Consider the following 20,973-nt stretch of genomic DNA (forward strand, 5'->3'; position numbering starts at 1 on the left):
AAAGGTGAGGAATTTTAAACCGACCAATGTGGGGAAAATTAAATCGGCGTTGACATTTTTTTCAATTTATTCGTTATATCTTTACACTATAGGTAGCATTTTTTCAATTTATTCGTTATATCTTTACACTATAGATGGCATTTTTCACATAGATTTCTGTGCCTTAAATCTTACAGTATAATTCCAGAGATTTCCTTCAACTTTATCCTGAATAAAACCTGCTTCTTCTCCTAACCTAATAGTAGTAGATTTTAAAGGGTAATCCGGATCAGGTAAAAATTCTGATACTGCAAGAATTCCACCAGGCTTCAGAACTCTTTTCATCTCTTTTAAAGCTCTATTTTGGTCCGGGAGTTCCTGAAGAACTGTTACCGTATATACTACATCGAATGAGTTATCATTAAAGGGTAGTTTATGCGCATCTCCTTCTACAAGCTTGATATTTTTGATATCTCTGTTCTCTGGTCTGGATAGTTTCTTCTTTAATTGCATTAACATTCTTGGTTGAATATCAAGAGCGTATACTTCTCCTTTAATTCCACTAACCCTTGCAGCGAAGATTGTAAACGCTCCACTTCCGCATCCAACCTCCAGAATACGCATTCCTTCTTTTATTCCGCTTCGTTTTATCAATTTATCCGGAGGCTGCAGTTTTTTTCTAAAATCGCTATCTAAAAGAAATCCCATAAACGCTGGTGGTGAAAATGCATAAAATCTTTTTATAATTCTTATTGCAATCTGCAATAAAACAAAAAAACCTAAAATTTTCAGTAAAATCGTTGTAAATACCCGCATATATAACCACTTTTAGAACATTTGTAGTTATTAACTCCTTAAGTTTTGAAATATATTCTTACAAACAGAGACATTATCAAAAAGGCATTGAAGACTATGGAATCACTTGCTATGGAACCTATAAGTAATTCAATATTTGATGTAAGCACAGCCAGGTTATTGGTCATGTCTCATTAATTGTTTAGTATCATTAATATAAATCGTTTATTATTAATATAACAGTTTTATTTGCGATATAGATTCCCAAATGAAACTAAAAAATAGTAAATCTGGCTATGCTAAATTTTATTTAGTTTGTTAAATTAACGTTTAGTTCTAAACAAAAGATAGCTATTAAATTTGAAAAATTATTTTTACTTCTATTTACCTGAAAGATACAAGAGTTATTAATAGTTTAAATTAATAATTGATATGAAAGGCTTTTATATTTTGTTACAATATGCTTATTGTGGGGAAAGATAATATGAGGCTGCTAAGTTATTTTTTCAACTTTCTTGAGGTTCTGTCAAGTCTATGGAAACTAAAGAATTTCTCAGTTACATTTGAATCTATAAAATGACCAGCCCTCGTAAACTTGAGAGTACAGTAAATTGTATAAAGAGGTGAGATCTTAATGAGTCTCCAATCCCCTCCAAAAAAGAGAGGTCAGAAACCAAAATTCGATCACGAAAAAATCGAAGAACTCCTCAAAGCAGGTGAGAAACCCTTTAAAATTATGCTTCTGTTGGGTTGTTCTTATGGAGTTTTACGATACGTACGAAAGAAAATGGGAAGAAAAAAAGTTTAACTTTAAAAGATATTCATTTGTATTCAGTCAATATACGATCTGGAAGAAATGTGTTGCTTTTAATGCATTTCTCATAACCAATTATTATTAAATTTATTAAGTCATTGAGGGTAAAAATATGACTAAAAGACTATTTGCAATCACTTGTACCTTCTTATTCATAATAAGTCATATTTTCAGGCGATGGAAACACATGCAAAAATCTGTTGTCTGGAGAGGATTTTTAAACGAATCTATGTGGGTAGAGGACTATGGAAATCTATCGCTTTTCAAAAAGTTGGTTTTTTGGGTGAGTTATCCTTTCTCTTATGCTAAATTTTTATGGGTTGTTGTATGGGATCATATTGATAGATTATGCTTTAGAGACTCAAAAGCAAAATATACTAAAACAAGGATGGAATACGGAAACTCCTGTAAAATACAATAATATGAAAAGTTATGATTTATGCTGTAAAGACTACTATTTCCTTATTTTATCTATTATTTATATGTAAAGCTGATCCCAAAACTCGAAAGTACTTCTCTAAGTCCCGGATTCCAAATAATCAATCAATTACCTCTCTGAATTTCAGATTCCAAATAATTAATCAATTACCTCTCTGAATCTCAGATTCCAAATAATTAATCAATTACCTCTCTGAATCTCAGACTCCGAATAATCAATCGATTTCCTTATCATGACAGTTTTAAGACAAAACAAAATAGTTTAAATATTTTTTTGAAAAAATTGAAGGTATTCAGGCATTATTTCCGTCAGGAATTAAATAAATTTTCTAATTTTATTCATATTCGAGCTTACAGAGAAGGGTTAGGTTGGGTTAAAATAACTTTTTAGCGTTTTATAAGTTGATTTTGTGTCCTCTCAAATAACTGTCCTCTCAAATAAGTATGCAAAAATCTAAACTTTTAGGCTGAAATATACAAATTTTTAAAAGTTAATGATTTTGTTTTTTGATATAATTAATAAAGCAAACTTGATTATGTCTCTAAGATTTACCCCAGGTGTCAGAAATTTTAAAAATAAAACGACTATATATCTGGAGTAAAAGGTGTGATTGAATAAAAAGGTGTTTGCTTTAGAAGCATTTAAAACGATACAGGAAGACCTTCAGTGATAAAATCCATACTTGACAACGACCTTTACAAATTCACAATGCAACTTGCAGTGCTTGAACTTTTTCCTAAAGCTGAGGCCGAGTACAGGTTTACTAACCGGGGTACCCAGCGCTTTTCGACAGAGTTTGTAGAGAAATTGGAGAAGATAATAAGCGACGAGATCTCGAAGTTAGCATTAACAGAAGAAGAATACAACTGGCTTTCAGAGAACTGCCCTTACATGAAACCCATGTACCTTGAATACCTCAGGAACTTCCGTTTCAAGCCAGGTGAGGTAAAAGTCTGCCTTACAGAAGAAAAAAATCTGGACATTCGGATAAAAGGACCCTGGCACAGCACAATTCTCTGGGAGATTGTACTTATGGCTGCGGTTTCTGAACTCTATTTCACAACTATTGAAAAAGAGTGGAACGGAAATTTCCAGAAGGGCTGTACTTCCAAATCAGTACTGGATGCTTATGAAAATAAGATTCTTGAGATTGGAAAAGCCCTTGAGGAAAACGACTGCTTTTTTTCGGAGTTTGGAACCCGCAGGCGAAGAAGTTCCGAACTCCACGACCATGTAATGAAAACCCTGATAGAGATAAAAACCCTGACAGGAACAAGTAATGTGTATTTTGCAAAAAAATACGGCTTGAAACCCATCGGAACCGTAGGGCACGAATGGATTATGGGCACCTCAGCGCTTGTAGGATTAAGGTATGCAAACCGTTTCGCTTTTGAAAACTGGGTAGAGGTTTACAACGGGGACCTGGGAATTGCCCTTACGGATACTTTCGGCTCAAAAGCCTTTTTTAAGGATATGGACCTGAGGTTATCAAAAATTTATGATGGGTTCAGGCACGACAGCGGAGACCCTTACGATTTTGTAGATGCTGTGATAGAGCATTACCAGAAAATGGGTATAGATCCCATGAAAAAGTTAATCGTTTTCAGTGATGCTCTTAATGCAGACACTGCAATCCAACTCAAAAAGTACTGTGAAGGTAAAATCAACTGTAGTTTCGGCATAGGTACAAGCCTTACCAATAATTCCGATTTTTTCAGGGAAAGCCCTCCTCTTAATATGGTCATAAAGTTGCACAGCATTGACGGTATTCCTGTTGTAAAACTGAGCGATTCCCCGGAAAAAGAAACAGGAGAAAGAGACGCTATAAGGGTTGCAAATTATATTTTCGGAAGAAAAGGACTCGATGAATAATCAAAACGGAAAGCAAAGAGTAATAGCTCGGCTGAGCGGATAAAAAAGGTTCCGCCCCTCCTCCAAAACGGAATTCGTATCTAAACGGAAAAAATAATTAATAGACCACTTGAGTGAAGAAAAAAAGACCATTTGAGCGAAGTAAAAAGGGCTACGTCCGTCCTCCCGAGACGGGACTCGGACGAGGCTGTATTCGAGTGACAAAGCATAACTCTAGCTAAAGGTCAGGCGAAGAAGTGTTAAACTCGCTTTTTTGCCCCCAAATAAATTAGTAGCGCTAGAAGTGGTAAGGAGATTACTATAACACTCTTAATTTTGCCACCAGATTCCTGTTTTTTTCCATTTTCGCCTTTTCCGTTATCTGCTCCAACGCTCAAAGGCTTATTATCCTTGTTTTCGTTTGTTGAGCTATTCCTATAGGTTTCTTTAAGGCTACTCGTATCCTCAGGATCTTTTTGCTCAATTTTCATCTCTTCAGACGTATTTTCTTCTCTGGTGTAAGCGGTTATCACAAACGATGAAAAGCCCGGAGTTTTGGCCTCAAAATAGGAGTATTGGTCATCTTCACTTATTTTCTTAACTTCAAGTTTGTTCCAGGAGGTCTGGTTATATCGCCACAGGCATATTTCAGATTTTTTGTCAATGTTTTCGCTCATCCAGGGTTTTTCTACTTTGAATCCTATACTTGCATTCTCAATGTTTTCTGACAGGAGAGTTCCTGCATTTCCAACCTGAATATTTACGTTTTTGTATACTTTACCTGGAGGAAGTTGGGGAACCTGGGCAGATTTCTCTTTAAGCATTTCGACAGTTGCAGCTGTTCTTTTAAAAGTTTTCTTCGGATCGAATTCAAGACTGATTATACAGGTTGCATTTATAGGAAAATCAAATTTAACATGAGAACCACTATTGATGTATCTTGATGCTGTTTCTTTGGCGTCAATGTTTCTGGAAGGTTCAAGACTTGTAATTACCCCTCCTCCACTATGTCCTCCGCCTGAGGAAGAACCGCTTGATGGATTCTCTGTATAAATCCCTTTATTAACCGAATCCCCGTTTACTGTAACAGCCACGTCATCGGGTTTCTTCCAGCCTGAGATTTCAGAAAACTGGATTATGTAGTTTCCAGCAGTAAGATTATTGACTGTATAATTGCTAGGGTGCCATTCCGTATCAGATCCGGCAGTAATCTTCCATTTTGCTTTGGTTTCAACAGTCTGAGGTTCAATAATAACTTTCAGGGAAGATTTCGATACGTTAATAGAGTAATTGTAGACATTGAATCCCCGCTGATCAATATCTTCAGAAATTAGAGGATCCATTTCATAAGTTCCTTCAATGTCGTTTTTGAGGGATGCCCGTGTAAGGAATACAATTTTCTCTGCTCCGCTATTAGGCTTCACCGTAATATTAAGAGTTTCTTCCTGTTGCGTATTCCACTGGTATTGTAGCAGTTCAACCGATGGGTATTGTACCGAGATTTCTCCGGTTTTCCCCTGTATCAGATCACCTACTGCATATGTTTTGATGTTGCCGCCTGTGCCTTCCACTCTTTCAATTCTCTCACCATTTGGGAAGGAGACTGAAATATAGCCTTCACTTGAATTTTTACCTTCATTTTTTACGGTTACTGAAATATTTGCAACCTCTTTTTCAAAAATTGTACTAAGGGGTTCGATTTCAACATTTGTGATTTTTGGAGACGGAACAATATCAGCTGAAGACGCGAGTTCTATTACGGCAATATCTGAGCTATTACCCGAACTGTGTCCTGTAAACACTATTTTTGATCCATCAGGACTCCATTTTGGGTAAGCATCAAGTATTCCGAGATTTTCCGTAAGCTTGACCCTGTAATTTCCCTGTATGTCTCTTAGCCAGAGTTCGGGGCTTCCTCCTTCATCCGAGACATATACAATCTGTTTTCCGTCAGGACTGAAGGCAGGATTCCACTCGCCATAAGGTGTATCAGTAAGCTGGGTCTGGTTTGTTCCATACCACTCTATTGTCCATAGATCGGGTTTCTCTTTTGAGTTATTGGCGCTATATATTACTCTCAGCCCAAGCGGATACCAGTCTTTTCCTGTCCCAATATTTTCTGAGGTTCCTAGCCTGGTATTATTACTTCCATCCCTATCAACTATCCAGAGTTGAGAAGAAGAGCCTGGTAATTCTTGGGTATGGATTATTTTTAGTCCAAGACGGCACCAGGCCCCCCAGCCTTCGGACTTTTGAGGGTCATTTGTTATAGGGGTTGCGATTCCACTGTTCATATCTATTCTGTACAAATCGGACTGAGAGCCGTCCGATTTTGTTACGATCAGCTCTGTCCCGTTAGGGTTCAGATCGTTAAAACTGGTGAGATTTCCTTCCCCTATTCCTGTTCTCACTGCTTCGCTTCCATCTGCCTTCATCCTGTACGAACTAAGGGCTCCAGATTCATTATTTTTAACCATATACAAAATATAGTTACCATCTGCAGTCCACACCGGAAATAGTTCCAGTTCAGGACTGTTGGTAAGAAACTTTATAGTTTTTACAGTAGTGTTTTCAGAAATATTTACTCCATACCCTTCAGCTGCTTCTACAGGCATAGAGAAAATTCCAATAATTAATATTAAGCACACACATTTTAAATTACAATCCATAAGTTCTCACCGTTAACATATTAAATTAATAATACATGTGTGTTTTAAGATAAATAATCTGTGGAAGTTCAACTCAGAGAACATATTCTAAATCAATTGACTAAAAACGAATAACCGAACAAAAAAGAGTAAAAATGGATGAAAACTGAAGAAAAAGAAAAAATAAATAAAGATGAAAATTTGAAAGTTACGGAATCAGTTATTTCGATTCTTTAATGTTGCCTGCACAACGAGTTTTATTCCTTCATTTTCATTATACAGTATTGATAGCCGGAAGCATTGACAGATTCTCCTTCAAAGCTTCACGAACAAATCAACTCCACTCACTGGTAATTGTTGAAAGAGAAGGCGTCAAAGGTACTGGTTCAAGCTGTATAGCAGCAATGTCTGAGCCACCGCTTGTGGAATTAGTCGAGCCAGTCTCAAAAGTAGAATATGGAGTAGAATATGGACCGTTTATCATAGAATTATTAACTGTAATAGAGCCATTTACTACCGAATTATTTGTCATGGAGTTATTTACTACCGAATTATTTGTCATGGAGTTATTTACTACCGAACCACCTATTGTTTCTGAATTGTTTACTATTGAAGAGTTATCTTCTAATGTGGTGTTAGCTGTAATTTCAGAATTATTGTCAATTATTAAGTTAGAAATATTGAGTAAAGCGATATCCGAATTATTCACTGTAGAATTGTCCGAAACATTCTGTGGATTATGTGCTACAAAAACTATTTTTGACCCATCAGGACTCCATTTCGGACTCGAATCAATGATTCCGATATCGTTTGTAAGCCTGGTCTTATTATTTCCTTTGGTATCCCGAAGCCAGACTTCAGGCCTTCCTCTTTCATCAGATACGTACACAATTCTTTTCCCATCAGGGCTATATGAGGGGTTCCATTCCCCGTATGGGGTATCGGTAAGTTGAGTCTGGTTTGTACCATACCATTCTATTGTCCAGAGGTCTGGTTTATTTTTTGAATTATTAGCACTGTATATTATCTTCAGGCCAAGAGGACACCAGTCTTTTCCAATTCCTACGTTTTCTGAGGTACCGAGCCTGATCTTATCGCTTCCATCCCAATTAACTATCCAGAGCTCAGAAGGTTCGTCTCCGGACTTCTGAGTGTATACGATTTTTTTCCCGAGACGGCACCACACGCCCCAACCTTCGGATTTGTCAGGAGCATCCGCAACAGGTGTTACGTTTCCGTTTTCCAGGCTCACGAGATAAAGATCTGTTTGGGAACCGTTTGATTTTGTTAAAATCAGTTCTGTTCCGTTAAGATTTATATCACTAAAACCTGTAAGATTTCCTTCATCAATGCCTGTTTGCTCGATTTCGCTTCCGTTTGCTTTCATTTTATACGATTCAAAACTATTGGATCCATCCCTGTGAACCGTATACAGGATATCGTTTCCATCCGCAGTCCATACAGGAAACAATTCTGACTCGGGAGTATCAGTGAGAAAAGTAATGTTTTCTACAGCGTTATCAGCATAAGTTTCTTCTTCATAACCTTCGACTTTTTCGGAGACATAAGTCCAGTTTGAATCGGAATAATAGTTCTGTGAGGCATTCTGGGTTCCATTCCATCCCAATACTTCCGTAAAATTGCCGTAGTCAGATACTACGCCCGGTTCTGCTCCTGCAGGTAATGTAAGAAGTACGAACGCTAAGAATAAAGAAAAGTATCTGTACGCGATTCTCATAAATTATCACCGTTAACTTAAAAAAATTAGCATTGTGGATATAAATAATTGTTTATTAAATTTATTTGGAATATTGGTTTATCAAAAAACAAAATAATGAATTAATAATTATATTTATTTATTGAAAGTAAGGTGTATATATGTGGATAAAACTTTCTATTTTATTAAATAATGGACGAAATTTGAAAATAAAATAAAATTTTTGCCCGAAAAAGATAAATACTTAGTTCCCGGACAAAACTTAAAGTTAAATAAGTTTTTTGGTTTTAATCAATTGAATTTTTTTTTTGAATCAATTCTCTATTGTGCAAGTTCAATCTTAATTATGAAGCTTTATTATATCCTTCGGCCAGGTGGACGTTTACATACACTACAGCTTCATTAGTATGTTTGTATGCATAATCATCAGTAATTTCCGGCAACTTATCCGCTTCATCCTGGGAAGTAACAACCATACCTGCTGGAATATACCTTCCATCAGGAACAGTTACGCCAATCGCTGCCGATGTGGGCTCAAGTACGCAGTTGTTTCCTATCTTTGACTTAAAAACGAAAGCCTGCATACCAATGAAAGTATCGTCGCCTACAGAAGCCGGGCCATGAACCTGGGACTGGTGGGCAAGTGAAACGTTTTCTCCTACATAGACTGCATATTTTTTACCATCAACTTCAACAAGGTTCTTTTCTACAGGCTTGCTCTCCTCATCAAGTGTCTCAAGGGCATGAAGTACAACACAATCCTGGATATTGCTCCTGTTTCCTACGAAAATAGGCATTCCTTCGTCGCTCCTAACAGATGCCATGGGGGAAACCATAACATTAGCACCTATTCTTACGTTTCCTATGACCGAAGCCTGGGGATCAATATAGGCTGTGGAATCAATAACAGGGGCTGTAGGTACCGGATTCCATGGTGTTACCGGATTTTCCCTGATATTCGAAAACTCACTTTCGGTTATTTCCTGTGTGACATTGTCCTTTGCTCCTTCACCCTCGGAGATACATCCGCTCCCTAAAAGGGCCAATGAAAGAGATAGAATAAGTATTGTAATAATCTGCTTGTTAAATCTCATAAAGGTCCTCCATTGACAGTAGGAAGATTATGAAAATATATAGACATTTCTATTTTTATTTGAAAAAAGTTAAAAAATAAATATAGGGAGATTTTATTTTAAAAAGGCTTCCGTAACAAGGCTTTACAATCATAGACAGCTTTTAAGATTTTGTTCAACAGAAATGACAATATATTCAAAAAAGTCTTATATTTATGGTAGATGGAACATATTATGGAGTCTGTACTTCATATTTCCTGGGAATCCATACTGGCAGACCTGCCCGCATTTATGGTAATTACAATATGGAATCTGTTTGTGATTCTGTTTCTTTCAAAAAAGTATATCAGATTTCTCTACAAAAGGGCAGGTCAATTAGTTCTTCGGTGTATTTTTCAAGAAAAGTAATTCACTTCCTGGCTGGCTGATTGACAGCAATGCTGCTCCCTTTTGTCGCTCATGAGCCTGTTGTACCAGTAGCTACTGCTTTCGGTCTTACTCTATAACCCACCCACCTCACAAACTTAACAGGAGAATGTACTGGTTCCAGAATTCCGAAAACCTCTATGCTGTGAATTTTACACTAAACTGGGACTAATAATGCTTTTTACCTGATACATTGATAGGACTTTCTGGCTTGGTGTAGTTCCGGCACTTTTCATGGCATATGGAGATAGGACTACGGGCATAATAAGGAACCTTAAGTATAATAAAAGGACAAAAGCCCGAGAAGGTACTGCAGGAATGCTCGCACTTTGCATAATCGTCGGCGCAAAAATGGGCTTTGTCGGAGTCTTTGCAGGAATAATAGTATGTTCACCTATAGAAAGAATCGAGAATATAGATGATAATATCGTAGTGCCAACATCTGGTCTGTTTATCCTGCTCTCAGCTCACTACTACTGTCTTTCTCTTACGGCCTCTCTTTATTGATTTTTCTCAGTAGACATTCTTACCTGTCTTTCTTTTCATCTTGTTTTTTCTTTTTATCTTTCCTTTTTCAAATCCGAGCATACATTTTCTTTCAAAACACAGATTTTAAAATATACCCTTAACCTGAGAGTAACCTACCAAACCGCAAGGTAAGTGAACTTACATATTATTTGGAATAACAATCTAAAAGTTCATATATCTTAAAATATAACATATTTTAAAATGTTGAATATTAAGAGCTTAGTTTAATGATGTAAATAAGGGACATCTGCAACTTTTCAGGCTCGCTTAAACAGATGGGGTCAGTTACGTAAAAACTATACATACCGGGCTAAAAAGCCAGGAATTGAAAATGTCAATTTTAAAATTAAAAGACTCAGAGACATTCTATTAATTTTGAGTCTATTGGGCTGTATACTCTAAAAATTTTATTTCATGACGGGTCCTGATAAGCTTACACTACTGGGGGATAGAAGGAAAATGGATGATAATATAAAGAATCTTATTAAAAAATTAGAACGCTCAGTCTTTGCAGGAAACCGGGCAATTGCTGCTGAAGAACTTGGAAAGCTAGGAGATTCTTATGCTTTACCTGCGCTGATTGAAGCACTTAATGACTCAAACCCAAAGGTGAGAGCTGCCGCCGCAGAAGCCCTGGGAAAGTTCAATATACCCGGAGCTGTTCCCGGCCTTATAAAAGCGCTTAATGATCCTGATAGTCCTGTGAAAAAGACTGCAATTGCTTCCCTTGAAAAAATAGGTACACCTGAAGCTATCTCAGGCATTGTGAAATGTTTCGGGGACAGGGATAGGTTTGTTCAGAAGGAAGCAGTAAAATCCTTAATGAGGATAGGTTCAAAAGATGCTATCTGTGGCCTTGAAAAAGCCCTGGCTTATCCAGATGATTCGCTTAGAAGGATTTCAATAATAGCCCTTGGGAAAATTGACACTTATGAAGCCGCTAGCTATCTTGTAAAGGCAATTGAAAACTCGGATAACAAAATAAGGCAGCAAGCCGCCGAAACACTGGGAAAAAGAGGTAAATCGGATGTGCTTGATGAGCTGATGGAAGTCCTCAGGGACCCAAGACAATCTGTACAGGAAACTGCATCCGAAACGCTTTGCAAAATTGTAAGTGTGTCAACTTCAGTGCCTGTGATTGTAAAGGCACTCGGAGCTTCGAGCAGGGATGTGAGAAAAGTTTCAATTGAAGTCCTCTGGAAGATAGGAACGCCTGAAGCAGTTTCAGGGCTTTTGAGAGCTCTGGATGACCCCGACTGGTATCTGAGAAGCCGTGCTGCAGATGCCCTGGGAGATATAGGTTCTCCTGAAGCAGCTCGAGGACTGGTTAAAGCTTTTGATATATATGAAAACTCTGTAAGAAAGGCGATTACCTGTGCTCTTGGAAAAAGCGGAACCCCTGAAGCCATAGAAGGGCTGATTAAAGCTCTTAACGACCCTGATAGTTCGGTCAGGGAATCAGCAGTTCTGGGTCTTGGAAAAGCAGGCACCACTGAGGCCATCTCAGGTCTTTTAAAAGCTCTTGATGACACTAAGGCAGCAGTGAGAGAAGCTGCGGCTTCCGCGCTTGGAGATCTCAAAGCGCAGCAAGCTGTTCCGAAATTCGTGGAAATAATTGAGAACCCTGATAGTCCGATGCAAAAAATCGCAATCTGCTCACTTGAGAAAATTGGTACCCAGGAGGCAGTTTCAGGGCTTATTAGAGCTACTGGAAGTCCAGATGCCTGCGTGCGAAGAGCTGCATTGAAAGCTCTTGAAAAAATTAATAAATTCAATTCCTCACCTGCAACTACTAATGATAAACCCGAAACTCCTGGAAAGGAGCTTATTCTTAGGAATTGTTTGAAGGGTGATGATTCTGAAGTTCCGACTGAAACTTCAAATCTCTCAGATGAGATCTGTAGTATGAGTTCTCTAAAAGAGCTTGAACTTTCAATTTCTGTTGAAGAAACCAAGGAGTCAAGAGCCCACCAAAGCGCAAGTTACAAGAAAGAGAAAGGAATCGGGATGACCTGCCCATACTGCTCCAGAAACCTGAATCTTCCCACTGCCCCCAACTTCTGTCCTTTCTGCGGAATGAAGTTGAAGTTGAAATACTAAAGCTAGCCACTTTTCCAGGAAAAAATAGTCGTTGTGATCACAACCCTTTTAAAAAAAACTGCTTGCCTGCAACCCTTTTAAAAAAGACTTGCCCGCAACCCTTTTAAAAAAACTGCTTGCCTGCAACCCTTTTAAAAAAAGGCTTGACCGAAAATCACTGTTAAATCTAAAACGTCATGAAGGCATGATCACAAGTTTTTAAAGGCTTGACTGAAAACCGTGGTAATGTTTGAGTTTAAAATCTTATCCCCTAGCCCTATCGGCGTGATCAACCGGCACAATGGTTGCGGGTCAACGGTTGCGGTCAAACAAACTAATTCAGAAAAGACAAAGGTGCTGAACTTTAATCAGGAGGTTTGGCTTTAGAGAGGTACGTTCAGGAAGTTTTTTACTTTTCAGAGAGTTACAGTTCTTCAATGGTGGGGTGCGTTATATTTCATTAATGCTGTTTATGTAATTCTCAATTGTATTACCCTGAATCCGACCAGGGCAACTAATGGGTCTGCAACTTCTGCTGTGCAGGATCGTAGGCATACTTTTTTGTTTTTACATTGCAGTAGCCCTGGCTGAGTGCATTATTTTCCTAAGTTCGTCAAAAGACTTGGCTCTTTTGATATTTCCGATCAGGGTTGTAAGTCCAGTAATCCTGACGTTGGGCTGTTGATCACTCGCATTTTCGCTTTCGTTTACTCTGGACTTAAGAAGCTCGATTTTCTCCTCAACGGAATTGAGTACCTTTGTCTGCTCATGGTTTAATAGGATCTCCTTGAGCTCTGCTGCAGTGGAGGCTTCATTCACCTCGGTATACAGGTCTCGAGTTTCAGTAATCTTCTCATTGAGTTCTTCAGCTTTGCTGCCCTCACAGCCTTCCATAAGCCTGGTTTGAGCAGTTTCGGTTATCTCAGTCATATTCTGGAGGGAATCCATGATAACAGCCTTAACGTCAGTAAAATTTTCCTCAGTTATATTTTCAAGCAGGATAAGACAAAACCCATATTTTCCGTCAATCTCCGTTTGCATTTTGTCAGGTTCAATATGTCTTCCATCATTTTCCATGCTCTCATTTGCCTGTCTGTTTCTAGACAAAACCTTCTGGAGATCAGATGCATTCGAAACCTTACTGACCTCATTATAGAGAGTTTGAAGTTCAGTAATTCTCTTACTGATTGAGTCAAGCATATCTGCCTGAATGCCAGTGAAGTTTTCTTTGTCTATATTCCTTGCAGGATAAGAAGGACAAGATCCCGGATCATAACTCAGGTCCGTCAAGTTTGTCAGGTTTTCGTTTTCTGAAGCAAAAACCTCCGAAGAGATAATACTCAATATAATCAGCACCATCACAAAACGGGAAATTAACCTTAATACTTTTACTGCCATAGATTGCCTCTGTTAATGACCGTGTTTTCCTGCTTTTTTGTCTCACCACTGTCTGCCTGTTGACAGAGTTCCGAAATCAACCGGATTAAACATAAGTTTATTTCAGAAATTGGAAAAATTATAAGGATTAATTTAAAGAATAAATTTTTTTAAACTTTATATCCTGAGAGAAGTTTTTGAATTTGTTGAGATTAACACTTATCAGGATCCTTAAACACTTAGACCCTTAAATACTTCATTTTTAAGCAAAAGGAATACATTCGTAATCAGGATTTCTTATAAGGACCTGCGCAGTTGAGCCGAGAAAAAGTTGTATGAAATTCCAAGTTGTTTAATCAATAGTACTTATGATAGATTGCTCATGTCTTATTTTGCTTCCCAACTGCGTAAGTCCAATCAAGAAAGGTTCTTTAACACAACTAATTAATAATTTTCCGTTTTGAAATTCAACAGAGGGTTTTATGAGTCAGTCATGGTTTTACGAATCAACCTTAAATATTTTCATATTAATTTTTTACCGTTTGTTTCAACGGAATCTATTATTATATTCGTTTAACCATTTCTTATGATTACCTTGCCATTTATTGTATCTGCTTTGCCATTTTTTATAGTTATCTTGCCATTTTTTATATTTGCTTTCCCACTTCTTGTAATCGTCACCATGTTTATTACTGTTCCATCTTTGTTTTTCGTTATTCCAGTTTCTTTGCTCGCTATTCCAGCTTTTCTTCTCTTTTTCCCAATTATTCTGTTCATTTTCCCATTGCTTCTTTTCACTGCCCCATTGCTTCTGAGTTTTTTGCGAAGCTGCACTTACTGATGCAACAGTTACTGACGATACAAAAAAGACCAGCATCAAAATGCATACAGTCTTCTTAATTTTATCAATGATTTTCTTTCCCATATGTCCACTCCTTATTTTTTCTACCTTTCTCTACTACCTTATTTTTTTCTAATAGACAATATTAATAGACATTATTTTATCTGTTTAATGTTGTTGTATCTGATTTGATGTAGTTTAGACTGTTTTTGATGTAGTTTTGAGTTGTTTATTTTTTAATTTACTTCCGTAACATATCTGTTGCATGACAATATTTCACCAGTTAGTACTACAATTCACACTTATAGAACTACTGACGATTTTTTAGGTCTAAATAGGACTTACACACTTGATAAGCAAAATAAAACATAAGCAAGTTACACATACAAGTCACACAAACAAGTTACACAGGCAAGTACACAGGCAAGTACACAAGTGAGTTATACAAGCAAGTTTTTGCAAGTAACTTATTAGATGTCTTATAGTTTCACTCTACTTTTTCTCAGCTCAATTGTGTAATTCTTTTTTGATTCAATTGTCATACCGGCTATCTGGCGGTTGCCCACCGCCGATTGACAATTTTAAATTATATTATATTGAATATAAAATTGCTTACAGATGTAACATGACTAACAGAACTCACCTCAAAAATAAGTATTTTTAAACCTTAAATTATATAAAAAAGCATAAATTCCGTAATTAACACTTATTGGACGCTCTAGAGATCATATTATTAAATAAAATAAATATTATTTATCTGTCGTCTCGGAGAGTTCGACTTGGATTGATTCTGAATTAAGTTTCCTAAGTGTCCTTATTTAATTCTTTATATAACTTTATAAAAGTATTAAATTATTATGTCGAAGCAAGAACAATTATAAATTTGAAAAGTAGCCCAATGTGAAAAAAATCTCAATTTAAGCTTTTAGAGGGAAATAAGCCTTTAAAACTAACCATTTAAGAGTCATAAAGGGTTAAATCCCAAAATATTCCTGTTTAAAGTATGAATTGTAAATTTAATCTATTAATACTCCTGGAAAAGTAAGTATTCTTTTATTTTTAAATCCAGATATAGCACCTCTGTCAGGAACATATCGATCAGTAACATCCCACCCATAGACCCAGAGATATGCTGTAATTTTGTGCCGTAATCAAAAACGATCAAGCATTTACAAAGCATCGAGGAAGATTACGAGGAAACCATGTGTGTAATTAAGACCTGCAATATCAATTCGATAGTTCCTGACTCTACTCTCTACGAGTTAATTAAACGGTCTTTGAAAATACTTAAATATGAGAAAAATGTAGCAGGGATAAAAATGCCTGATAACCCAGAGGAAAAAATGCTTATTTTGCAGCTTTCCGAAGATTCCAGAAAAATTGCCAGGCTTCTTTCAAGTGAGACTTCAATCAGAATTCTCAAACTGCTTAATAAGAAGTCGATGTCGGCAGGAAACCTTGCCGATGAGCTTGGAGTGCGTCTGAATACTCTCAAATACAATCTGGACTCTCTTCTGGAAGCCGGAATGATTAGAGTAAGGCATGTAAAGTGGAGTCAAAAAGGAAGGGAGATAAAAGTTTATGAGGCAGCGAAAAAAGTAATTGTTTTTCTGCCTGCAAAAGAGAGTCTGGAAACTCCGATTTATTTATGAATTTCTGGCAAGATATCCCGGAAAACTCGGAGAAGCAAGAAATCCCAAAACTGTCCTGAAGTTAATGACAGGCGTCAGATTTTTAGAATGATTCTATTGTTCTTAAGAAAGATTTTTAAAATAACCAACTATTAATATACGAACTCGATTAAGATACAGTTCAGCAATGAGTTCTATTCCATAGGACGTGGCCCAGTATGAAAATCAAATTTCTGTCCTTACTCCTTATACTCGCAGCCATTATCGTGATCGTAGGCTGCGTTGATGAGGGGACTCAGAGCTTTTATTGTAAAGCTCCAGAAGATCTAACTAGGACTATTTTTTTCCCCTATATCGGGCTTCTGAACCATGGGGAATCCGAAATACCAGGCTCACACCCCAATGAGCTCCCTCCAGACAGGTTTAATTCAGGCCCTGATTCCATTACTCTGAAAGATGCAACATTCCTTCTTGACAGAAACATCGAAAAAGCAGAAACGATTTCGTTAAAGCTTAAAGCCGGGATTGAGCGTTATAAAGCAGAAGGGGAAGATGTTAGCAGACTTGAAGCCCTGCTTGAAGAGTATAACCGTCTTATAAAAGAAGCAAAGCAATATCGAACCCTTGCGAATACAACTTCAGATGAGGAAAATAACAGCTCAATTGCGAATTCGAGTCAATGTAACAGTTCATCCGAAAATATGAAAGTAGATTATTTGATCCGGTCTCAGAAGAGTATGATGCAAGCTAATCATGTCCTGAGAGATATTTTCGAGGAACTTAATTCTCTAATGGGAAGCGAAGAACTCAACAATACATCCCGGCTTACTTCGACAGGAGAAGGAAAAGCTATTCTTATGGGCAGTTTCACCCTGAATATGCACCTGAAAGACGGAGAAATGGTAATAATGGGCCTTTCCAGGGACTCCGAAATTGATATAAACGGGGATTATACATTTGAAGAGAATACCGATATGTATGATACGGTGCGCCTTTACCATTTAAACTCTGCTGATGTGAAGATCTCAGGTTCCCGCAAGACAGTAATGTTAAACAATGAAAATATTACCCTCACTGCGGATGGCGAGGGTTACGTAGCTTTCCAGGGAGACGGTACCTACAGTGTTGAAGAGGCAGGTAGGATAATGAAAGAAGATAAGTGGGCTAAACCTTTCTTTGAAGAAGGAATGAATCCCCAAAAGCACGAGCCTGACAGAAATGACAATAATACCGGGTATGGACCAGATAAGAATGACAACGATAATAGTAATCGGCAAAGGAAGGGCATGAAGTAATATCACGCTAACAGTGCTTATCCGAAAACAGAATGCAGGAGAGATTTTTTGGAGAAGCAGTGAACGTTCCAGGAGAATATTAAAAATGCCTGGAAAAATAGAAAATCAATATAAAACTCTGGGTCTATCGAAGATGAATTTAAGGCTGTATATTATTTGTATCGCTGCCGTCGTACTTGCTTTATTAGCAGGACCTGCTTTAGCAGATATTACGGCCACAGTTCACGGGACGGCATACAGGTGGGATACCTTCGAGCCTCTAGATAATGCAGTGGTCGAGGTAAATTCTACTCCCTCACAGTCCATGGTAGCAAAATATGGTGTGTACTCTTTTAATCTGATGCCCGGAGATTATAACATTACAGCCAATTACTATGAGAACAGCAGCATTAAATATTCTGCAAATGAGAATATTACAGTTAAAGATCAAGGAAAATATTTAGTGGATCTCCTGCTCCTTCCGGTTTATTCGGAAGAACTCATGAGTGATTCCGAACTAAACGGCCTTTCCGAAAACCCGAACGGAACTGCAAAAAGCACCTCTAACACAACAGATTCGCTAACAGACACATCCACAAGTCCGACAGCAAGCAAAGGTAATTCTAGCAGCATGTATCTGGCTAACCAAAACATAATTGGCAATATAAATGTAAATTACCTGTTGATAGCAGTCTTTTTACTTCTTATCCTGCTTGCAGCAGGCTACCGAATCTCCAGAGTGGATAAAAATAGAGAGAAAAATCAGCCTTTTAAAAGTGCACATAAAATCTCAGGTATGGGAGCAGATGAAAAAGTACATACTACAAGAGATTTTTTCAAACCAGTTAAGGTGCCCGAAATTTCGGTAGAAGTCCATGATGAAAGAGTAGGAGTTCCTCACGAGAGCTTGGAACCCGAGCTAAAATGGGATTCTCAGGTACAGGAATCTAGGACAAAGCCCTTTGAAACTTCGCCTTTAATAGAACCAATAGCAGATCCTGCGAAAGGGCCTGCAAAAGAATCGATAACGGAATCTCTGCAGGAGCCTGCAAAAGAATCGGTAGCGGAATCTCTGCAGGAGCCTGTAAAAGAACCTGTTAATGAACAGGTAAAGTCGACAGTAACAAAATTATCATATGGAATCCCGGAAGCGAAAGTGCAGGAAGACTTTGGAGGAATTAAAGCGGACTCTTCGGAAAACAAAACAAAATTGCTCGAATCTGAGCCGCAAAAAGAGAAACAGGGAGTTCCCTCTGAAGAAGCTGAGAATAAACCTGCAGAGAGTTCTGAAACTGAAACTCCTGTTTCCAGGAAGAAGCTCCCGCTTCCAGCAGACCTCCAGGAGGTCATGGATATAATTCGAGGCCAGGGAGGCAGGATCACACAGAAAGATTTACGCAGCAAGCTGAAATATTCCGAAGGAAAGGTTAGCCTCATGCTTGCAGACCTGGAAAGAAGAGAACTGATTGAGAAGTTCAAGCGAGGGCGTGGGAATGTTGTTATCCTGAGAGATGAGGAACGCTGAAACTCTGTGTTCTCATATCTCAGCACTTCATAGTACTTTTTATCTCATATTTTATAGCTGTTTCTTTTCTCTTTTTATCAGACAAAAAAATGTTTGTTTTAGCCAGAAACTGATACATTAAGTCTCTAATGGTCTGAAGAGCAGAGTTTGATTATAGTTGATACTTTCAGTCAATCAACAGGATAGACATTGGTTCAGGCTGCCCTTTAATAGGAAATTTCAGAGGCATACCTGATTCCGCAGCCGTTTTCTTCATATTGATCCCGACAGCATGTTCCGGAATTCTTGCCATATTTGAATGAATACAGATTCCCTTTTCCACATTACATTTTTCACATAGCCTGCACGAACCGTTAACAAATGCGACAGCGAAGGTAAAACCTTCATTAAAAGCTGCTTTTTCAAGCTCCAGCATTGCAAACGCCATTTTCTTGCTATAGTCAAAATATTCTTCCCAGAACTTAGCGGCTTTTTCCCTTGTTTCCTCAGGTTCTGCCGGGTCAAGCCATGTTTTGTATGGGGCTTTTGCAATTTCTTCATCTGCAACTGCAGGCGACCTGAACTTGACAAGCATAGCATAACTGTATTCTTTAAGGATTTCCCTAAATTCGTCAACAGTGGGAACATGCGGTGGACATGTCAGTTTTTTCCCGTATCCTATACAGCCCCTGCATTTTAAAACCACTCTTTTTTCTACAAAGACATTGTAAGTGGGAATTATCTTTGCGTCAATTGCTTCCAGTTCCATAGCTTTTTTCACAAGAAAGTCAAATTCCTCAGGTTTTATGTCTGTTGATGGCAAACTCATTCCCTCTGAAAACTTGTTTTTAATTAAAAGCGACTTACTAGTCGTTATTGTGTTAGGAAATAAGTACTGTCAGTTCAGGATACTATTTAATTGTACGCAAATATTTCTATCAGTTTTATCTTTATTTATAAAAGTTGCCAGGGAGAGTTTTTCTCGGGTGAAACTCTTCATTATTTTGTAAAAAAATAGACTTGGAGCCGGTCTCAAGTTTAATATTACTCTTTTCCAAAAGATCTTATTTCAATGATAAAAAGATCTTATTTCAATGATAAAAATAGTTTATCTCAATGATACACACTTTTGAAGTAAACTATATTAGTTAATAAGATCTGCCAAGTTCAGACTGTAATTGTAGACATACTCTGATATTGTAGACATACTGTAATTTTTAACATGCATTACTGATTTTCTGAAAGGCTTTAAAATGGGAGTTTCTTCAGAAAACGCAGGCATGATGTGGAGAAAAATAGAGAATGAATACTTTTTATTCCTTCTTATGCTTTTTTGTTTTTCCTAACCATATCAATAAAGTACTCAGTTTCTCTTTTTACATCGTCACTGCATATAACTGCAGAAATTGCAACCAGGCTGTCAGCTCCGTTTTGAATCACACTTTCGCAGTTTTCTTTATTTATCCCGCCAATAGCAACTACAGGAATCTTTACTGCATCTTTAACTTCTCTTATTTTAAGAGGACCGATTCCATCCCCTGCATCTTTTTTCGTGGCAGTATCAAATATTGGACCAAGACCTATGTAGTCAGCCCCTAGTTTTTCCGCAAGGACTGCTTCCTCCCTGTCATTTACACTAAGGCCTATTATCTTATCCTCACCAAGGAGCTCTCTTGCTGTTTCAATAGGCATATCGTCCTGGCCTATATGGACTCCATCCGCATCAACCGCTAAAGCAACATCGATCCTGTCATTTACCAGAAATATTGCCCTGGTGCTGCAGATCCTTTTAATTTCTGAAGCCTCTTCGACCATCTCTTTCGTACTTTTGTCCTTTTCCCGGTACTGAACAATCTTGCAGCCTGACTCGACTGCCTCCCTGACATCGGATAAAGTCCCATTCTTTGAAAGTCCGGAATCTGTCACGAGGTAGAAATCGATTTCCTTCAGAAGGGAACTTTTCAGGTTGAAGCCATTTTGGTTCATGATACTTAATC

General features: G+C 37.7%; 16 protein-coding genes. 8 read left to right on the forward strand and 8 right to left on the reverse strand.

The annotated features are described in order from the left end of the window. Nucleotides 1-144: 144 nt before the first annotated feature. Nucleotides 145-795, reverse strand: a complete 651-nt coding sequence (locus ASJ81_RS13425; protein WP_245860141.1) for a class I SAM-dependent methyltransferase — start codon at nt 793-795, stop codon at nt 145-147. Nucleotides 796-1,408: 613 nt separating this feature from the next. Here ASJ81_RS13425 and ASJ81_RS22850 point away from each other — a divergent pair. The 3 genes from ASJ81_RS22850 to pncB all read left to right on the forward strand — a co-directional run bounded on the left by ASJ81_RS22850 (nt 1,409) and on the right by pncB (nt 3,899). Further along, entirely contained in the window at nt 1,409-1,582 is a 174-nt protein-coding gene (locus ASJ81_RS22850) for a hypothetical protein (protein WP_170943312.1), read from the forward strand. A 193-nt stretch (nt 1,583-1,775) separates the two neighbouring features. Beyond that, complete coding sequence (locus tag ASJ81_RS13430) at nt 1,776-2,009, forward strand: hypothetical protein (RefSeq protein ID WP_141241728.1); 234 nt, start codon at nt 1,776-1,778, stop codon at nt 2,007-2,009. Nucleotides 2,010-2,693: 684 nt separating this feature from the next. Then, entirely contained in the window at nt 2,694-3,899 is a 1,206-nt protein-coding gene (pncB, locus tag ASJ81_RS13435; protein ID WP_095644850.1) for a nicotinate phosphoribosyltransferase, read from the forward strand. Between the two features lie 239 nt (nt 3,900-4,138). On the opposite strand, the gene ASJ81_RS13440 is transcribed toward pncB, so the two are convergent. From ASJ81_RS13440 to ASJ81_RS13450, 3 genes are all read right to left on the reverse strand, one after another. Beyond that, the gene (locus ASJ81_RS13440) at nt 4,139-6,493 is read right to left on the reverse strand and encodes a PGF-pre-PGF domain-containing protein (protein WP_245860142.1); all 2,355 of its coding nucleotides are present in this window, start codon (nt 6,491-6,493) and stop codon (nt 4,139-4,141) included. A gap of 367 nt (nt 6,494-6,860) precedes the next feature. Continuing rightward, the gene (locus tag ASJ81_RS13445) at nt 6,861-8,264 is read right to left on the reverse strand and encodes a TolB family protein (protein ID WP_095644852.1); all 1,404 of its coding nucleotides are present in this window, start codon (nt 8,262-8,264) and stop codon (nt 6,861-6,863) included. Nucleotides 8,265-8,587: 323 nt separating this feature from the next. Continuing rightward, on the reverse strand, nt 8,588-9,337 hold the full coding sequence (locus tag ASJ81_RS13450) for a carbonic anhydrase (protein ID WP_095644853.1): 750 nt from the start codon (nt 9,335-9,337) through the stop codon (nt 8,588-8,590). 639 nt (nt 9,338-9,976) lie between these two features. Here ASJ81_RS13450 and ASJ81_RS23800 point away from each other — a divergent pair. Beyond that, a complete protein-coding gene (locus tag ASJ81_RS23800) occupies nt 9,977-10,249 on the forward strand; it encodes a hypothetical protein (RefSeq protein WP_245860144.1) in 273 nt (90 codons plus the stop codon). 480 nt (nt 10,250-10,729) lie between these two features. Continuing rightward, nucleotides 10,730-12,370, forward strand: coding sequence for a HEAT repeat domain-containing protein (locus ASJ81_RS13460; protein ID WP_095644854.1), 1,641 nt, complete (start codon nt 10,730-10,732; stop codon nt 12,368-12,370). A 546-nt stretch (nt 12,371-12,916) separates the two neighbouring features. Here the strand turns inward: ASJ81_RS13460 and ASJ81_RS13465 are convergent. Both ASJ81_RS13465 and ASJ81_RS13470 read right to left on the reverse strand, forming a co-directional pair. Continuing rightward, nucleotides 12,917-13,747, reverse strand: coding sequence for a hypothetical protein (locus ASJ81_RS13465; protein WP_095644855.1), 831 nt, complete (start codon nt 13,745-13,747; stop codon nt 12,917-12,919). 526 nt (nt 13,748-14,273) lie between these two features. Continuing rightward, a complete protein-coding gene (locus ASJ81_RS13470; RefSeq protein ID WP_095644856.1) occupies nt 14,274-14,651 on the reverse strand; it encodes a hypothetical protein in 378 nt (125 codons plus the stop codon). A gap of 1,235 nt (nt 14,652-15,886) precedes the next feature. Here ASJ81_RS13470 and ASJ81_RS13475 point away from each other — a divergent pair. The 3 genes from ASJ81_RS13475 (at nt 15,887) to ASJ81_RS13485 (ending at nt 18,997) form a co-directional block, all read left to right on the forward strand. Further along, nucleotides 15,887-16,219: an ArsR/SmtB family transcription factor gene (locus tag ASJ81_RS13475; protein ID WP_095644869.1), complete on the forward strand. Its 333-nt coding sequence runs from the start codon at nt 15,887-15,889 to the stop codon at nt 16,217-16,219. 197 nt (nt 16,220-16,416) lie between these two features. Beyond that, on the forward strand, nt 16,417-17,493 hold the full coding sequence (locus tag ASJ81_RS13480) for a hypothetical protein (protein WP_095644857.1): 1,077 nt from the start codon (nt 16,417-16,419) through the stop codon (nt 17,491-17,493). An 85-nt stretch (nt 17,494-17,578) separates the two neighbouring features. Then, the gene (locus ASJ81_RS13485) at nt 17,579-18,997 is read left to right on the forward strand and encodes a DUF7343 domain-containing protein (RefSeq protein WP_245860145.1); all 1,419 of its coding nucleotides are present in this window, start codon (nt 17,579-17,581) and stop codon (nt 18,995-18,997) included. 166 nt (nt 18,998-19,163) lie between these two features. Here the strand turns inward: ASJ81_RS13485 and ASJ81_RS13490 are convergent, their stop codons facing one another. Together ASJ81_RS13490 and thiE are read right to left on the reverse strand one after the other, a co-directional pair. Next, on the reverse strand, nt 19,164-19,799 hold the full coding sequence (locus ASJ81_RS13490; protein WP_095644858.1) for a DUF2284 domain-containing protein: 636 nt from the start codon (nt 19,797-19,799) through the stop codon (nt 19,164-19,166). A 500-nt stretch (nt 19,800-20,299) separates the two neighbouring features. Next, complete coding sequence (gene thiE, locus ASJ81_RS13495) at nt 20,300-20,962, reverse strand: thiamine phosphate synthase (protein ID WP_095644859.1); 663 nt, start codon at nt 20,960-20,962, stop codon at nt 20,300-20,302. Between the last annotated feature and the right edge of the window lie 11 nt (nt 20,963-20,973).

The sequence above is a fragment of the Methanosarcina spelaei genome, assembly GCF_002287235.1.
Taxonomy (GTDB): domain Archaea; phylum Halobacteriota; class Methanosarcinia; order Methanosarcinales; family Methanosarcinaceae; genus Methanosarcina; species Methanosarcina spelaei.

What these genes read in the sequence shown, in the direction of transcription:
- ASJ81_RS13425 (WP_245860141.1), bottom strand. Translation starts at nt 795, where the DNA reads ATGCGGGTATTTACAACGATTTTACTGAAAATTTTAGGTTTTTTTGTT.
- ASJ81_RS22850 (WP_170943312.1), top strand. Translation starts at nt 1,409, where the DNA reads ATGAGTCTCCAATCCCCTCCAAAAAAGAGAGGTCAGAAACCAAAATTC.
- ASJ81_RS13430 (WP_141241728.1), top strand. Translation starts at nt 1,776, where the DNA reads ATGCAAAAATCTGTTGTCTGGAGAGGATTTTTAAACGAATCTATGTGG.
- ASJ81_RS13440 (WP_245860142.1), bottom strand. Translation starts at nt 6,493, where the DNA reads ATGCCTGTAGAAGCAGCTGAAGGGTATGGAGTAAATATTTCTGAAAAC.
- ASJ81_RS13445 (WP_095644852.1), bottom strand. Translation starts at nt 8,264, where the DNA reads ATGAGAATCGCGTACAGATACTTTTCTTTATTCTTAGCGTTCGTACTT.
- ASJ81_RS13450 (WP_095644853.1), bottom strand. Translation starts at nt 9,337, where the DNA reads ATGAGATTTAACAAGCAGATTATTACAATACTTATTCTATCTCTTTCA.
- ASJ81_RS23800 (WP_245860144.1), top strand. Translation starts at nt 9,977, where the DNA reads ATGGCATATGGAGATAGGACTACGGGCATAATAAGGAACCTTAAGTAT.
- ASJ81_RS13460 (WP_095644854.1), top strand. Translation starts at nt 10,730, where the DNA reads ATGGATGATAATATAAAGAATCTTATTAAAAAATTAGAACGCTCAGTC.
- ASJ81_RS13465 (WP_095644855.1), bottom strand. Translation starts at nt 13,747, where the DNA reads ATGGCAGTAAAAGTATTAAGGTTAATTTCCCGTTTTGTGATGGTGCTG.
- ASJ81_RS13470 (WP_095644856.1), bottom strand. Translation starts at nt 14,651, where the DNA reads ATGGGAAAGAAAATCATTGATAAAATTAAGAAGACTGTATGCATTTTG.
- ASJ81_RS13475 (WP_095644869.1), top strand. Translation starts at nt 15,887, where the DNA reads ATGCCTGATAACCCAGAGGAAAAAATGCTTATTTTGCAGCTTTCCGAA.
- ASJ81_RS13480 (WP_095644857.1), top strand. Translation starts at nt 16,417, where the DNA reads ATGAAAATCAAATTTCTGTCCTTACTCCTTATACTCGCAGCCATTATC.
- ASJ81_RS13485 (WP_245860145.1), top strand. Translation starts at nt 17,579, where the DNA reads ATGCCTGGAAAAATAGAAAATCAATATAAAACTCTGGGTCTATCGAAG.
- thiE (WP_095644859.1), bottom strand. Translation starts at nt 20,962, where the DNA reads ATGAACCAAAATGGCTTCAACCTGAAAAGTTCCCTTCTGAAGGAAATC.